At 69.5% G+C, this 14,558-nt stretch carries 10 protein-coding genes; 6 read left to right on the top strand and 4 right to left on the bottom strand.

Annotated elements, in window-relative coordinates:
- Positions 1-3: 3 nt before the first annotated feature.
- Positions 4-744, bottom strand: coding sequence for a GTP pyrophosphokinase (locus tag VF106_RS37295; protein WP_330844675.1), 741 nt, complete (start codon positions 742-744; stop codon positions 4-6).
- 52 nt (positions 745-796) lie between these two features.
- Positions 797-1,432 (bottom strand): polysaccharide lyase family 7 protein, encoded by a 636-nt coding sequence (locus tag VF106_RS37290; RefSeq protein ID WP_330844674.1) that lies wholly within the window; start codon positions 1,430-1,432, stop codon positions 797-799.
- A gap of 145 nt (positions 1,433-1,577) precedes the next feature.
- Here VF106_RS37290 and VF106_RS37285 point away from each other — a divergent pair, with 145 nt between their 5' ends.
- Positions 1,578-2,105 (top strand): hypothetical protein, encoded by a 528-nt coding sequence (locus VF106_RS37285; RefSeq protein WP_330844673.1) that lies wholly within the window; start codon positions 1,578-1,580, stop codon positions 2,103-2,105.
- Between the two features lie 290 nt (positions 2,106-2,395).
- On the opposite strand, the gene VF106_RS37280 is transcribed toward VF106_RS37285, so the two are convergent.
- The gene (locus VF106_RS37280) at positions 2,396-4,348 is read right to left on the bottom strand and encodes an endonuclease/exonuclease/phosphatase family protein (protein WP_330844672.1); all 1,953 of its coding nucleotides are present in this window, start codon (positions 4,346-4,348) and stop codon (positions 2,396-2,398) included.
- A 132-nt stretch (positions 4,349-4,480) separates the two neighbouring features.
- On the opposite strand from VF106_RS37280, the gene VF106_RS37275 reads away from it, so the two are divergent.
- Complete coding sequence (locus VF106_RS37275) at positions 4,481-6,448, top strand: RCC1 domain-containing protein (RefSeq protein ID WP_330844671.1); 1,968 nt, start codon at positions 4,481-4,483, stop codon at positions 6,446-6,448.
- On the opposite strand, the gene VF106_RS37270 is transcribed toward VF106_RS37275, so the two are convergent.
- Complete coding sequence (locus VF106_RS37270) at positions 6,445-7,278, bottom strand: helix-turn-helix transcriptional regulator (RefSeq protein ID WP_330844670.1); 834 nt, start codon at positions 7,276-7,278, stop codon at positions 6,445-6,447. The genes VF106_RS37275 and VF106_RS37270 overlap by 4 nt on opposite strands.
- Positions 7,279-7,437: 159 nt before the next feature.
- On the opposite strand from VF106_RS37270, the gene VF106_RS37265 reads away from it, so the two are divergent.
- The 4 genes from VF106_RS37265 to VF106_RS37250 all read left to right on the top strand — a co-directional run bounded on the left by VF106_RS37265 (position 7,438) and on the right by VF106_RS37250 (position 14,558).
- Positions 7,438-9,147, top strand: coding sequence for an AMP-binding protein (locus VF106_RS37265; RefSeq protein WP_330844669.1), 1,710 nt, complete (start codon positions 7,438-7,440; stop codon positions 9,145-9,147).
- Entirely contained in the window at positions 9,134-10,756 is a 1,623-nt protein-coding gene (locus VF106_RS37260) for a sigma-54-dependent Fis family transcriptional regulator (protein ID WP_330844668.1), read from the top strand. Before VF106_RS37265 ends, VF106_RS37260 begins: the two co-directional genes overlap by 14 nt.
- 58 nt (positions 10,757-10,814) lie before the next feature.
- Positions 10,815-12,311 (top strand): aldehyde dehydrogenase family protein, encoded by a 1,497-nt coding sequence (locus tag VF106_RS37255; RefSeq protein WP_330844667.1) that lies wholly within the window; start codon positions 10,815-10,817, stop codon positions 12,309-12,311.
- 105 nt (positions 12,312-12,416) lie between these two features.
- Entirely contained in the window at positions 12,417-14,558 is a 2,142-nt protein-coding gene (locus tag VF106_RS37250) for a molybdopterin-containing oxidoreductase family protein (RefSeq protein ID WP_330844666.1), read from the top strand.

Genomic DNA, 14,558 nt, shown 5'->3' with positions numbered 1-14,558 from the left:
CGGTCACCGGCCCGACAGCAGGTTCGCGTACAGCGCCGAGAGGTCCAGCGAGTCGGTCGGACTCGGCCGGGACTGACCATCGCGGTCGACGAGACGGTGGAGGGCCTCCATCTTCTCGTCCAACTGGGCCGCCGCGTCTGCGGCCTGTGTCAGCTCGCTCCGCAGGTTGGCGGGCACCTCGCCCCGGAACTTGTAGTAGATCTTGTGCTCGAGGCTGGCCCAGAAGTCCATCGCGATGGTGCGGATCTGGATCTCGACCGGCATGCGGTCGGTGCGGCCGGCACGGAACACCGGGATCGAGACGATGAGGTGCAGGCTCTGGTAGCCGTTCGGCTTGCGGTTGCTGATGTAGTCGCGCTCGTCGAGCAGGGTGATGTCCTCCTGGCCGACCAGCATGTCCCGGATCTTGGCGATGTCGGAGATGAAGCTGCAGACCACCCGCACCCCGGCGATGTCGAGCACGTTCTCACGGATGCTGGCGAGGTTCATCGTGTAGTTCTTGCGCTGGATCTTCTCGAGCACGCTCTCCGGCGACTTCAACCGCGAGGTGATGTGCTCGATCGGGTTGTACTCGTTCGCGTTGTTGAAGTCCTCACGCAGGATATTGATCTTGGTGACGATCTCGTCGATCGCGAACTTGTAGCCCAGCATGAAGTCGGCCAACTGTCCTCTGAGGAACCGGATGTCCTCGATACCGACCGACGGCACGACGGCGGGGCTGGGAGAAGGCTGCAGTGATGTCATCACTGTCCATGGTGACACGACCGCGAGACCACACAGGCGCAGCCACCGCTGCTCACTTACGGTAGAGCCGAATGTTCTTCACGTAGGCGTCGCAGCGGGCGGACATGCCTTCGCGGCCGTAGAGGCCGCACTTGAAGTAGTGCGTCGCCGGGCCGTGGTCGGCGAAGGTGGCCCGGAACTGGCGGTTGACGAAGACGTGGACCTTGCGGGCGGTCGTGTCGTGCACGACGTTGAGCCGCAGGTAGGTGTCGTAGATGGGCGAGTGGATGACCTGGTTGCTGTCGTAGTAGTTGAGGCTGTTCGACATGGCGAGCGTCATGAACGCGGTCGCCCAGCTCGAGCCGCCGAAGACCTGCATCACACACGGCCGCACGGTGCCGGACCTGACGCGGATGTCCGCCTCGAACTGTGCCTGCCCGCTCGTGTAGTCGTTGTGGAACCGCAGCTCACTGCGCGGCCCGGAGTCCTGACCCGGGAACGTGCTGGGATCGGTGGCGTAGAGCCAGAAGTGATGCTCACCGCCGGTCAGTGTGTGCCGCGTCCGGTCGGGCGGCTGGTGGAGGCTGTAGTTCGCCGCCACCTCGGTCCAACCGGTGCCGATGGGATCGGCGGCCGCCTGAGTCGGCCACTGGGACATCAGCCCCATGCTCGTCGCGGCACCACCGGCGAGAAACGTCCTCCTGCGCATCCAGACCCCCCGAGTTGTCTAGACCAATACCGAGAGGTTACGGCCGTGCGCGCAGCGTGGCAATAGCGGCGTTCCTGGTCAGACCTTCACGCCGCGGCACCGAAAGTGAGCGGGCCTCTTGCCGTCCTCCATACGATAGTTCGCCATGAAGGAGCGGCTCCTCGCGGAGCTTGACGCCCGCGTCGCTCGGCATGCCAACGGAGACTCGTCGGGTGTGCTCGACGAACAGGCCCTTGACCTGGTCACCGAGCTGACGGCGTTGGGCGGCCCGGACGCCGGCAGCCTCTCGCGCGTCGCGGCCCTGCACCTGTGCCGGTACGAGGCGCTGCCACCCGAGCACGGCGAGGCCGACCTGAAGCTGGCGCGGACGCTGTACACGAGACTGCACACGGTCGACCCGCGTCTGGTGTCCCCGGAGGTGCGGGAGCTCTTCGGGCTCGCGTCGCCGCGCGACAGCGGTGTCGCGCTGATGCGCGAGTACGAGCGGACAGGCCGGCTCGCCCAGCTGGAGCGGGCGATTTCGTTGTTCCGGCAGGAAGTGCTGGAGCATCAGACAGGCCAGGCCAACGCCGAGCGCAACCTGGGCAAGGCTCTGTTGCGCCGCTTCGAACGCACCGGACAGCGGACCGACCTGGACGAGGCCATCAGGCTAGGCCAAGCCGCACCGGACTAGCGCGAGCGGCGCAGGCACGGTCAGACCCGCTTCGCGGGCGCCGGGCGCGCACCCGCCCGACGCGCACCCGCTGGGTCCCGAAAGACGCGTTCGGGGCACCGCCGATGTCTCCAAAGACGCGCCGATGACGTTCAATGACCCAAAAGCGCCTTTCGAGACACCGCCGGTGCACAAACACGCCGTTCGCAGCACCGGGCTTCCCTCGCGATGCGGACACGCCCGCGAAGCGGGCTTCGCCCGTGGCCCGGCGGGCACGAAGCGCGGCGTGACCGGACCTCGCGGTCAGAGCATCAGCGCGGGACGAGTGTCGTCGCGAGGCCCCAGTGGTCGGACTGGTGGCTCACGAACTTCACCGTGTCGAGGGTCGGCTGGTCGCGGGTGAGGATGTAGTCGATCCGCAGTGTGCCCTCCAGTTCCGCGGCGGGTCCCTTCTCGTTGCTGGTCGTCCCCAGGTCGTGGCCGACGTCGGTGAAGCCCTGCCGGGTCGTGAACTCGTTGAGGGCGCGGACGACCGACTCGGTGGGTCCGCCGCTCGGGATGTCCATGCTCTCGTTGAAGTCACCGGTGAGGACGACCGGGCCCTCCCGCTTGGCCAGGAAGTCCTGGACCGCCCGGATGTCCGCCACGCGTTGGGTGCTGGGGGCGTCCTTGTCCCTGGCGAGGTGCGTGACGTACACCCCGACCGTCCGGCCGTCGGCGGTGCTCAGCTCGACGCCGCCGTACGAACGGCCTCCGGACGGCAGCATCCGCCCGGCGTTCCCGGTCGTCGAGACCTGTTTCTGGATGCCGTGGCCGAGGCGGATCAACTGGGCGTTGCCGGCCCGCGCCTGCGCATAGCCTTCCGCCGGCCCCTCACCGGGCGTCGTGCCCTCGTAGTAGTCGGCGGTGCCGGACGTCGCCCAGTTCATGGCCCACTCCTGCCCGGTGCGTTCGGCCAGGATCCGTTGCAGGTGTTTGGCCGCCGGTTCCGCCATCTCCTGCAGGTTGGCGATGTCTGCGTTCTGGCGCAGGAGGTCGTCGGCCAGGTCCGCGAAGTCCGCCGCGGTGGCGTCCGTGCCGGCGGGGTCGCCCGGACGGAGGTGGTAACCCATGGCGGCGTTCAGGTTCACGACGGTCACGGCGGTCGCGGCCGGTGCGACGGTGATCGGCGGGGTCCACAGCTTCTTGACGTCGTCGGCCACGTCCAGGTCCTTGTCGCCGCGGACCGCGCGCAGCTCGCCGTCCCGGGACAGCACGAGTCCCCAGCCGCCGTCGAGGTCCCGCGTGTCCGCGACGTCGGCGCTCTTCAGGTGGGTGGAGTGGGTGTCGGAGATCCGTTCCGAGGTCCGCAGCCACGTTGTCCCGTCGTGCCGCCATGCCGCCAGCGGAGCGATCTCGGTGCCGTCGGACTGCCACACCTGGGCGGTGACGTGCGGCGTACCGTCCCGGCCCCACCACAGCTGCTCGAAAGTGGTGTTCGCGTCGGTCATCGTGCGCAGGGCGGCGTCGTCGACCACGTGTTGACCGCCCTTGGCCGGGTCGAACCAGACGAGCGACGCCGTGCTCGAGTCCGCGCCCGCCGACGCGTTGGCGACGTAGGCGACCATCGGCTGCCCGAGCCAGCCTCGCGGCGTGTAGGCGACGGCGCCCGGCGAGCCCACCTCGTCGGTCTTGCCGACGGTGCGGCTGCTCCCGGACGCGGGATCGACCACGAGGACGTCGGTCAGCGCACGGGCACCGTCCTCGGTGATGGCGAACACGACGAGCTGGTCGCCCGCGCCGGCGATGCGCAGCATGCCGCGCTCGCCGACCCCCTTGGGGCGCACCGTGCCCGCGGGTTTCAGCTCGCCGAGGTCGTACCCGGCCAACTCCTGGGCGCCGTAGTCGCCCAACGTGTACACGCGACCGCCGGCGACGGCGACACTCCAACAGGAACAGTCGGCGGTCGCCACGGCACCGGAGGCGGTGTCGATCGACAGGAGCCGGTTCGTGGTCACCGCCACGAACCGGGTCGCGTCCGCCGACCAACCGGTGTCCACGACGGACTCCTCGTCGCCCAGGTCGACCTCGGCCACGGACTTTCCGGACCGCCGAACCGTCAACTCACCCTCGCGGGCGTACGCGAACGGCACGGGTTTGTCCGGCGCGACGCTCGTGCCGGTCGGCACGGTCGACGACGTCGGCGGCGATGGCGTCGGGTCGCAGCCGCCCAAGATCAGTCCCACCGTCGCGACCAACACGATCGTCCTACCCGAGACCCCCACGTCACCCCTCCTGTTTCATGTGCGTCTACATTGTCACAGGTGCGCGACGGGGGCCGAACGGCGGTGGTTCCACTGACGACGGCTACCTAGCATCAGCAATCGGGTCGTGGATCGTTCGCACTGGGGGACTCCATGCGTCGACTGCTTCCTGCCGGCCTGCCCGTGTTCCTGATCGTCGGACTTCTGGCCGGCTCGTCGGCCAACGCCGAGCCCCCGGCCCGGCTCGCGGCGAGCGAGGCGTCGACCTTCACCTCCCTGGCGCCGGTCCGAGTGCTGGACACCAGGATCGGCACCGGCGTTGACGGCCCGGTCGGGCCCCGCGGCACGATCAGCCTGAACCTCTCCGGCCGCGTACCGGCCACGGCAACCGCCGTCGTGCTCAACGTGACCGGCGTGACGCCCACCGAGCCCACGCACGTCACGGTCTTCCCGGGTGGTGTCGCGACGCCGAACACCTCCAACCTCAACCTCGTCACGGGCGAGATCAGGGCCAACCAGGTGACCGTCTCACTCGGGACGGGCCGCACGGTGAACTTCTACAACAACGCCGGCAGCACGCATCTGGTCGCCGACCTCGCCGGCTACTACGGCACGGGCGCAGGCGCGAAGTTCACCGCGTTGCCGGCGAACCGGATCGTGGACTCCCGCTGGGACAGCGGCCCGATCGGCGCCGGCGGGATCCGGGTGGTCGACCTGTCCGGGTGGGTGCCCGCGTCGGCGACCGCGGTGACGTTCAACCTCACGGTCACCGACGTCACCGCCGCCACCTTCGTGACCGCCTGGCCGACCGGCACACCCCGGCCGAACGTGTCGAATGTGAACCTCACCGCCGGGGAGACGCGACCGAACCTCGTCACCGTGGCGCTCGGTGCCGACCGCACGGTCAGCCTGTACAACCTCGCCGGCAACGCCAACCTCATCGTCGACCTCGCCGGCTTCTACACGCCCGACTACGGCGCGTCCTACGCGGCCGACTGCGTCCGTGCGTGGGGCGACAACGGCGTGGACCGGCAGCTGGGCACGGCCGAGCTCGAGTCCGGGTCACCGACGCCGAAGGCGGTGGCAACGCTGTCCGGTGTGCAGTCCGTCTCCGGTGCCGGCTGGCACGGGGGGTACGCGCTGCGCACCGACGGCACCGTCTGGGCCTGGGGTAACAACGAGCATGGACAGCTGGGCAACGGCTGGAGGACCGGCTTTTCCGGCGGCTGGGGCGGCGGTTCGGTGGTTCCGGTCCTCGTGCTGGGGCTGACCGATGTCACGGCGATCGCGGGCAACAACTGGGGCGGCTACGCGCTCCGCTCCGACGGCACCGTCTGGGCCTGGGGCTCGGGTACGACGAGCCGGCTCGGCAACGGGCAGACGGAGGACTCGACCGTGCCGGTGCGGGTGACCGGGTTGACCGATGTGGTCGCGATCGCCAGCAGCTGGGGCACGGGTTTCGCACTTCGCTCCGACGGCGCCGTCTTCGCGTGGGGGTACAACGGCTCGGGACTCTTCGGCAACGGCTCGGAGGTCGCCCAACTGCCGGTGCCCGTCCGGGTGAGCCTGACCGAGGTCACCGCGATCGCGAGCACCGGCAACACCGCCTACGCCGTACGTGCCGACGGCACCGTCTGGGCCTGGGGAAGCAACCACAACGGCCAACTCGGCAACGGCGAGCCGTGCGACCCGTCCGGGTCATGCATCACCCGGACGCCGGTCCAGGTCGCGGGCCTGACCGGAGTGACCGATATCGCCGCCGGCTCCGACAACGGGTACGCACTGCTCGCCGACGGCACCGTGCGGGCGTGGGGTATGAATCCCAGCGGCCAGCTCGGGAACGGCGTCGACTGCGATCCGGTCACGACGAAGTGTGAGTCCCGTGTCCCGGTGCCGGGGTCCAACCTCACCGACGTCACCCAGCTCGCCGGCTTCGAATTCGGCGCCTACGCACTTCGTGCCGACGGCACCGTGTGGGCGTGGGGCCCCAACACCAACTACTCCCTCGGCAACGACACCGTGTTCGGCTACTCGAATGTGCCCGTGCGGGTCATCGGGCTGACCAGGGCCAGCGCCGTCGCCGGCGGCTGGTACAGCGGTTACGCGATCGTGTCGAGCTAGGGAAGCAGCATCGCCCTGCGGGCGTGTACCACGGCTTCGTGGCGGGTGCGGGCGTCCAGCTTGCGCATGGCGGACCGCAGGTAGGCCTTGACGGTTTCGCGGGTGAGGGACAGACGTTCCGCCGCCTCGGCGTTGGTGCGGCCGAGCGCGACCTGTGCCAGCACGTCGGTTTCCCGTGTGGACAGACGGATCCCTGCCTGGGTTCTGGGCTCACCGAGGTCGGCCAGGCGTTGGGCGGCACCGTAGATTCGGTTCCGCAGCTCGGCATCGGGGGTGGCGCCGGCGATCGCTCGCAGTTCCGAATGGACGGACCGCAGTTCCTCGAGCGTGGCCGCGTGGCTCGGATCCGCCAGCCGGTCGGCGGTCACCAGTCGGCGCGCGATCTCATCGCGGGCGGCGAGTTCGTGGGCCAACCTTCGGCCCGACGCCATCAGCGCGTCCCGGACACGATCGCCGAAACCCACTCGCTGCCGGACGGCCCCGTAGAGCACGGCACGGCAGCGACTGCCTGTCCCCACGGGCACGGCGAGGATCGAGGCGAGCCCTTCGCCGAGGACGGGCCGGTCGTAGTCGTGGGTGATGCTCCGCGCGCTGCCGTAGTCACTGACCGCGATCGGGCGGCCCAGCGTGAGTACCCGGCCACCCAGGCCGGTGCCGGCGAGCACCTCCAGGTTGTGCAGTCCCGTGGTTCGTGTGCCGACGAACTCGGTCAGCCGCAACCGGTTGCCCGCCGCCTCGCCGAGGAACGCCACGGGCACGCCCGCCGTGTGGACGACGGCACGCAGCTCGGCCCGCAGAGCCGAACGGTCATCGGGACGAGTGTCCGCCATGGAGTCCGTCCTCTCGCAGCACACGCGCATGCCGATCGCAACACGGTACCCGGCCGGCGGTGGGGCGTCGATCCGTCGACTTCGGACCACCCCCGTTCGGGGGTAGCTACCCCCATCGGTGAGTAGTCGAGCATCGGGTGCGGTCGCACAATCATCCACATGAACGTGATCGACAGCTATCGGGCGAGCCGGGACCAGTTGCTGGCGTTGCGCGGCGAACATGCCCGCGCCGTGGCGGAGTTCCGCTGGCCGGAGTTGGGCGAGCGGTTCAACTGGGCGGTGGACTGGTTCGACGCCATCGCCCGCGACAACGACCGGCCGGCGCTGGTGATCGTCGAGGAGGACGGGTCCGCCACCGAGCGCGGGTTCGCGGACATGTCCCGTGCCTCCGACCGGCTGGCGGCGTGGCTGGCCGAGCGCGGTGTCCGCCGGGGCGATCCGGTGGTGCTCATGCTCGGCAACCAGGTCGAGCTGTGGGAGGCCATGCTCGCGATCATGAAGCTCGGCGCGGTCATCATGCCGACCGCCACCGCGGCGGGGCCCGCCGACCTCGCCGACCGCATCGCCCGTGGCCGCGCCCGGCACGTCATCTGCAACGCCGCCGACACGGCCAAGTTCGACCAGGTGCCCGGGGACTACACACGCGTCAGCGTCGGCCCGGCCGACGGGTGGGCCGACCTGCGCGACGCCGCGACCCTCGCGCACACGCCGGTCGAGCATCCCGGCACGGCACCCGGGGATCCGTTGCTGTCGTACTTCACGTCCGGTACCACGTCACGGCCCAAGCTGGTCGAGCACACGCAGGTGTCCTATCCGGTCGGTCATCTGTCCACGATGTACTGGCTCGGGCTGCGGCCGGGCGACGTGCACCTGAACATCTCCTCTCCGGGTTGGGCCAAGCACGCGTGGTCGTGTTTCTTCGCGCCATGGATCGCCGAGGCGACCGTCTTCGTCTACAACTACCGCCGGTTCGACGCGCCAGCCCTCCTCGGCCAACTCCGGGAGCGCGGGGTCAGCTCGTTCTGCGCCCCGCCGACGGTGTGGCGGATGCTGATCAACGCCGACCTGGGTGACCGCCCGGCCGCGTTGCGGGAGGCCGTCGGCGCGGGCGAACCGCTCAACCCGGAGGTGATCGAGCAGGTTCGCCGTGCGTGGGGCCTGACCATCCGGGACGGGTTCGGCCAGACCGAGACAACGGCCCAGGTCGGCAACACGCCGGGTTCGGAGGTGCGACCGGGTTCGATGGGCCGTCCCCTGCCGGGTGTTCCCGTGGTGCTGGTCGACCCGATCACCGGCCAGGCACTGTCCGGCCCTGGCGAGGGCGAGATCTGTCTGGATCTCGCCCAGCGTCCACTGCCGCTGATGACCGGATACCAGGGTGACGCCGAACGCAACGCCGAGGCCATGGCGGACGGCTTCTACCACACCGGCGACGTCGCGAGCATCGACGCGGACGGCTACATCACCTACATCGGCCGCACCGACGACGTCTTCAAGGCCAGCGACTACAAGATCAGCCCGTTCGAGCTGGAGTCCGTGCTCATCGAGCATCCCGCGGTGGCGGAGGCCGCGGTGGTGCCGGCGCCCGACCCGATCCGGCTCGCGATCCCCAAGGCGTACATCGCGCTGGCGCCCGGACACGAGCCCACGAAGGAGACGGCGCTGTCGATCCTGCGCCACGCCCGCGCGAATTTGGCCCCGTACCAGCGAGTGCGGCGCATCGAGTTCTTCGAGCTGCCCAAGACCATCTCCGGCAAGATCCGCCGCGTCGAGCTCCGCGCTCGCGAGAAGGCGGCGGGCGGGCCCATCGACACCGAATGGCGCGACGACCAGTTCCCCGACCTCAGGGCGCCGAGTGCGATCGAGTGACACGCTGCGCCCGGAGATCGCGCAGTCCTGGCGGCGAGCCGAGCTGTACGGCCTCGACCCGGCACGGCCGTTCGAGTTCGCCGTCGCCGACATCGACCGGCGCAGCCGCCTGATGCGGGCGGCCACGCCGGTTCTCGACGAGATCGCCCTGCAGCTGGCCGACGCCGGCTTCGCCGTCGTGCTCGCCGACCGCGACTCGCGGATCGTCGACCGCCGGTTCGGCACGCGATCGGTCGAACGAGTGCTCGACGACATCGGGATCGGGGTCGGCTGCCGCTTCGCCGAGGAGATCACCGGGACCAACGCCATCGCCACGCCTTTCGAGCTGCGCAAGGGAATCGTGGTGCACGGTGCCGAGCACTACCTCGAGGCGTTCAAGAAGTTCACCTGCTACGGCCAGCCGATCCTGCACCCGGCGACCCGGCGCCTGGAGGGTGTGCTGGACATAACCTGTCTGGCCACGGAGTCGACTCCCCTGCTGGGGCCGTTTCTGCGCCGCGCGGTCGACGGCATCGAGCAGCGGCTGCTGGATGGTTCACGCGAGGCCGAGCGGCGGCTGTTCGTCGCGTTCCAGGCCGCGCAGCGCCGCGGGCGCCCCGTCGTCGCGCTCGGCGACGGCGTGGTGCTGGCCAACGCCGCGGCCGCGGAGATCCTCGACGCGGCCGACCACGTGCTGCTGCGCGAACTCATGTCGCGGGACGGTCCTAACCAGACAGTCAGGCTCGCCGCGGGCACCGAGGTCGACGTCCGTGTCGAGCCGGTCGCCGGGTCATCGGGCGCGTTGTTCGAGATCCTCCCCCGGGCGTCCGCGCGTACGGCCATTCCCCGGAAGAAACGCGTCGCCGCGGGAGTGCTGCCGGCGGCCGTGGAGCGGGAGCTGCGCGAGTTCCGTTCGTCCCGGAGCCGTGTGGCGCTCCGCGGCGAACCCGGCACCGGCCGGACCACTGGCATCCGCTACCTGGCCGGCGAGGAGCCGGTCGCCGTGATGGACGCCGCCGATGTACCGGTGGCGGGCGAGAGCGGCTGGTGCGCGCGGCTGGAACGGTTGCTGGACAAGCATTCCGGGCTGGTCGCGGTGGAGTCGGCGCACCTGCTCTCCCCCGTCGTCGCCGCCTGGCTGGTCCGCGCTCTGGACACCTCGGACAGTTGGGTGGCGATCACCACCACACCGCAAGCGGACCCGGCGCTGATGGCCCGGTTCGTGGCCAGAGTGGAGCTGCCCCCGTTACGCAGCCGCCGTGACGAGATCCCGGGGCTGGCCCGGGCGATGCTGACCGATGTCTCGTCACGTTTCACCCCTCAAACCCTGCGGGTGCTGGAAAGTCAGCCGTGGGCCGGGAACCTGCGCGAACTGGCGGCCGTGGTGCGACACGCCGCCGAGTCCCGGTCGGTGGGCGACATCGTGCCCGCCGACCTGCCAGCCGCGTACCGGGAGCGTGCTCATCGGTTGAGTGCCTGGGAGCAGGCCGAACACGACGCGATCACCAACGCCTTGCGTGCGTTCGGCGGGAACAAGGTGCACGCGGCGGCATACCTGGGTATCAGCAGGTCCACTCTCTACAGTCGCATCCGCGGCCTCGGGATCACTGTCCGGGATTCGGACAGTTAGCAAGCGATCATCCGACCCAGAATCACCCTTGTCACATCCCGGGTACGAGGAGGTACGGGTGACAGCGATAGCGGATGCTCCGGTGCTGGCGTCGGTGCGCGATTTCGTCTCCACCAACAAGAAGCTCCTGATCGGTGGCGAGTGGGTCGACGCGGCGTCCGGCCGCGTGTTCCCGACCTACGACCCCGCGACCGGTGAGCGGATCACCGACGTCGCGCACGGGGACGCGACGGACATCGACCGCGCGGTGGCGGCGGCGCGGCGGGCCTTCGAAGGACCGTGGAGCCGATTCACCCCGACCCAACGCCAGAGTCTGCTGTGGAAGGTGGGCGACGCCCTGCTGGCGCGGGCCGAGGAGTTCGGTCAGCTGGAGTCCATCGACAACGGCAAGTCCGCGGTGATCGCCGCGGCGGTCGACGTGGTGTGGGCGGCCAACGTGTTCCACTACTACGCGGGCTGGGCCACCAAGATCGAGGGCCGGACGATCACGCCGTCGGTGCCGTGGATGCCGGGCTCGGAGTGGCACGCCTATACGCTGCGCGAGCCGGTCGGCGTCTGCGGGCAGATCATTCCGTGGAACTTCCCGCTGCTGATGGCGTCGTGGAAGATCGCGCCCGCGTTGACCACCGGCAACACCGTCGTGCTCAAGCCGGCCGAGCAGACCCCGCTGACCGCCCTGCTGCTCGGCGAGATCCTGTGCGAGCTCGGTCTCCCCGACGGCGTGGTCAACATCGTGACCGGGTTCGGGGACGCGGGCGCCGCACTCGCCGCGCACGACGACGTCGACAAGGTCGCGTTCACCGGCTCGACCGAGGTCGGCAAGAAGATCGTGGAGGCCGCGCAGGGCAACCTGAAGAAGGTGTCCCTCGAACTCGGCGGCAAGAGCCCCAACATCGTCTTCGCCGACGCCGATCTCGAGGCCGCGATCGCGGGTTCGGCCAACGCCTGGCTGTTCAACCACGGACAGTCCTGTGTGGCCGGAACGCGGCTGTTCGTCGAGGACTCGATCTTCGAGGAGTTCACACAGGGCGTCGCCGAGTTCGCCAGTCAGGTCAAGATCGGTCCCGGCCTCGACCCGACCTCACAGCTGGGCCCGGTGGTGTCCCAGGAACAGCTCGACCGCATCACCGGCTACCTCGACCAGGGCCGGGCCGACGGCGCCCGGGCGCTCACCGGCGGCCAGCGCGTCGGCGACACCGGGTACTACGTCGAGCCCACCGTGCTGGTCGACGTGCGCGACGACATGAGCGTCGTCCGCGAGGAGATCTTCGGTCCTGTCGTGGCCGCGATGCCGTTCAGTGTCGACGACGGCCCGGTCGGCGCGGCCAACAACTCCACGTACGGGCTCGCGGCCGGGATCTGGACCAGGGACATCTCCAAGGCACACCGGCTGGCCCGCCAGATCAAGGCCGGCAGCGTGTGGGTCAACTGCTACAACGGGTTCGACTCCGCGATCCCGTTCGGCGGGTACAAGCAGTCGGGGTGGGGCCGCGAGCTCGGCGAGGCCGCGCTGGAGCTGTACACGCAGACCAAGGCCGTGAACGTCCAACTCTGACAGTCGCGTCCTGTCGCGCCCCGACAAGAACCTGTCGCTTCCTGCCAACTCGTGTCGCACCCGTTCCACGACCATCGGGTCAGACCCGGATCCGAGGAGACCCTCATGACCGCAACAGTGCCGACCGGTACGGAGGTGGTGCGTGGCGCGTGCCCGCACGACTGCCCCGACACCTGCGCATTGACGATCACCGTTCAGGACGGCAGGGCCGTGTCGGTGACGGGTGATCACGAGCATCCGTTCACCCGTGGCGGGCTGTGCGTGAAGGTCGACAACTATCTCGACCGCGTGTACAGCCCGGACCGGGTGCTGTTCCCGATGCGGCGCACGGGTCCGAAAGGGAGCGGCCGGTTCGAGCGGATCAGCTGGGACGCGGCACTGGACGAGATCTCGAAGCGGTTCCGGTCGATCTCGGCGGAGTACGGGCCGGAAGCGATCATGCCGGTCAGCTACCTCGGGACGCAGGGGATCCTGAACGGGCTGAACGTCGGCGACCCGTTCTTCGCCAAGCTCGGCGCCACGATCGCGGAGCGGACCTACTGCGACTCGGGTTCCTGCACCGCGTACATGATGACGATCGGCGACAGCGCGGGGGTGGACCCCGAGAACATCGTGCACTCGAGGTTCATCCTCGTCTGGGCCTGCAACATCATGAGCACGAACCTGCACCTGTGGCCCGTCATCGCGGAGGCCCGCAAGCGTGGGGCGAAGGTCGTGGTGGTCGACCCGGTACGGACCCGCACCGCGAAGGCGGCTGACTGGCACATCCCGATCCGGCCGGGCACCGACGGCGCGCTGGCCATGGCGATGATGCACGTGATCATCAACGAGGGCCTGACCGACGACGACTACGTCGCCAACCACACCGTCGGATACGACCAGCTCGTCGAGCGGGTACGGCAGTACACGCCGGAATGGGCGGCCGAGGAGACCGGGGTGCCCGCCGAGGACATTCGCCGCCTCGCGCGGGAGTACGCGGGCGGTCAGCCGTCGGTGATCCGCATCGGGGTGGCGGTGGAACGGCACGCCGGCGGCGGGCAGGCAGTGCGCGCCCTGTCCTGCCTGCCCGCGCTGGTTGGCGCGTGGCGCAAGCCGGGCGGTGGCATTCTGCAGCTGCCGCTGTGGGCGTTCCCGGTGAACTGGGGTGCCATGATGCACCCGGAGATGCTCGAACCCGGCAAGCGGATCGTCAACCAGTACCTGCTCGGTGCGGCGCTCACCGGCGGCATGAAACTGGATCCGCCCATCAAGGCGCTGATGGTGTACAACACCAACCCGGTCGTGGTGTGCCCGGACCAGGACAAGCTGGTCGAGGGGCTGCGGCGGGAGGATCTGTTCACTGTGGTCAGTGAACAGTTCATGACCGACACCGCCGAGCTGGCCGACATCGTGCTGCCCGCCACCACACAGCTGGAGCAGGACGACATCATGTTCTCCTGGGGGCACCTCTACGTCACCTACAACCACCGCTCGATCGAGCCGCTCGGCGAGGCGGTGCCGAACACCGAGCTGTTCCGACGCCTCGCCGCCCGGATGGGGTTCACCGATCCGGTCTTCCAACGCACGGACGCCGACATGATCGCCGAGGCGTTCGACTGGTCGGCACCCGCCATGCGGGGTATCACCGTCGAGTCGCTGAAGGAGCGGGGCTGGCAGCGCTTGTCGGTGCCGCCGCCGGACGAGTACGCCCCGCACGCCGAGGGTGGTTTCCCGACCGCGTCGGGGAAGGTGGAGTTCGTCTCCTCAGCGGCGGCGGGCGGGAACTTCGTGGTGCCGCTGTTCCGGCAGGGATCCAACGACCACCAGCCGGGCACGCCGGTCGACCCGCTGCCGCACTACATCCCGCCCCGCGAGGCGGCACACACGAATCCCGAGCTGGCCGCGAAGTACCCGCTCAACCTGCTCACCCCGAAGCCACACGCCTACCTGAACTCCAGCGACGGCAACCTACCCTTCCACCGCCGCGTGCAGGGGGACGCCGCGATCCTCATCCACCCGTCGGACGCGTCGGCCCGCGGGATCGTCACCGACGACGACGTGCGTGTGTTCAACGACCGCGGTTCGTTCGTGATGAAGGCCAAGGTCGACCCGTCGGTGCTGACCGGGGTGACGGTGTCGGCCTACGGCGCGTGGCGCATGCACGCGACGTCACTGTCCACAGTGGCGTCGGTGAACCCGGTCGCGTTCGCCGACCTTGGCAACGCACCGACCTTTTCGGACACCCTCGTCCAGATCGAGAAGGCCTGA

This window comes from Actinophytocola sp., assembly GCF_036378875.1.
In the GTDB taxonomy this organism is placed as follows: Bacteria; Actinomycetota; Actinomycetes; order Mycobacteriales; family Pseudonocardiaceae; genus Actinophytocola.
Note: the sequence above shows the minus strand (reverse complement) of the source record. Positions and strands in the feature narration are given on the sequence as shown.

Coding starts and splice junctions, on each gene's coding strand:
- VF106_RS37295 (WP_330844675.1), bottom strand. CDS start 744: ATGACATCACTGCAGCCTTCTCCCAGCCCCGCCGTCGTGCCGTCGGTC.
- VF106_RS37290 (WP_330844674.1), bottom strand. CDS start 1,432: ATGCGCAGGAGGACGTTTCTCGCCGGTGGTGCCGCGACGAGCATGGGG.
- VF106_RS37285 (WP_330844673.1), top strand. CDS start 1,578: ATGAAGGAGCGGCTCCTCGCGGAGCTTGACGCCCGCGTCGCTCGGCAT.
- VF106_RS37275 (WP_330844671.1), top strand. CDS start 4,481: ATGCGTCGACTGCTTCCTGCCGGCCTGCCCGTGTTCCTGATCGTCGGA.
- VF106_RS37270 (WP_330844670.1), bottom strand. CDS start 7,278: ATGGCGGACACTCGTCCCGATGACCGTTCGGCTCTGCGGGCCGAGCTG.
- VF106_RS37265 (WP_330844669.1), top strand. CDS start 7,438: ATGAACGTGATCGACAGCTATCGGGCGAGCCGGGACCAGTTGCTGGCG.
- VF106_RS37250 (WP_330844666.1), top strand. CDS start 12,417: ATGACCGCAACAGTGCCGACCGGTACGGAGGTGGTGCGTGGCGCGTGC.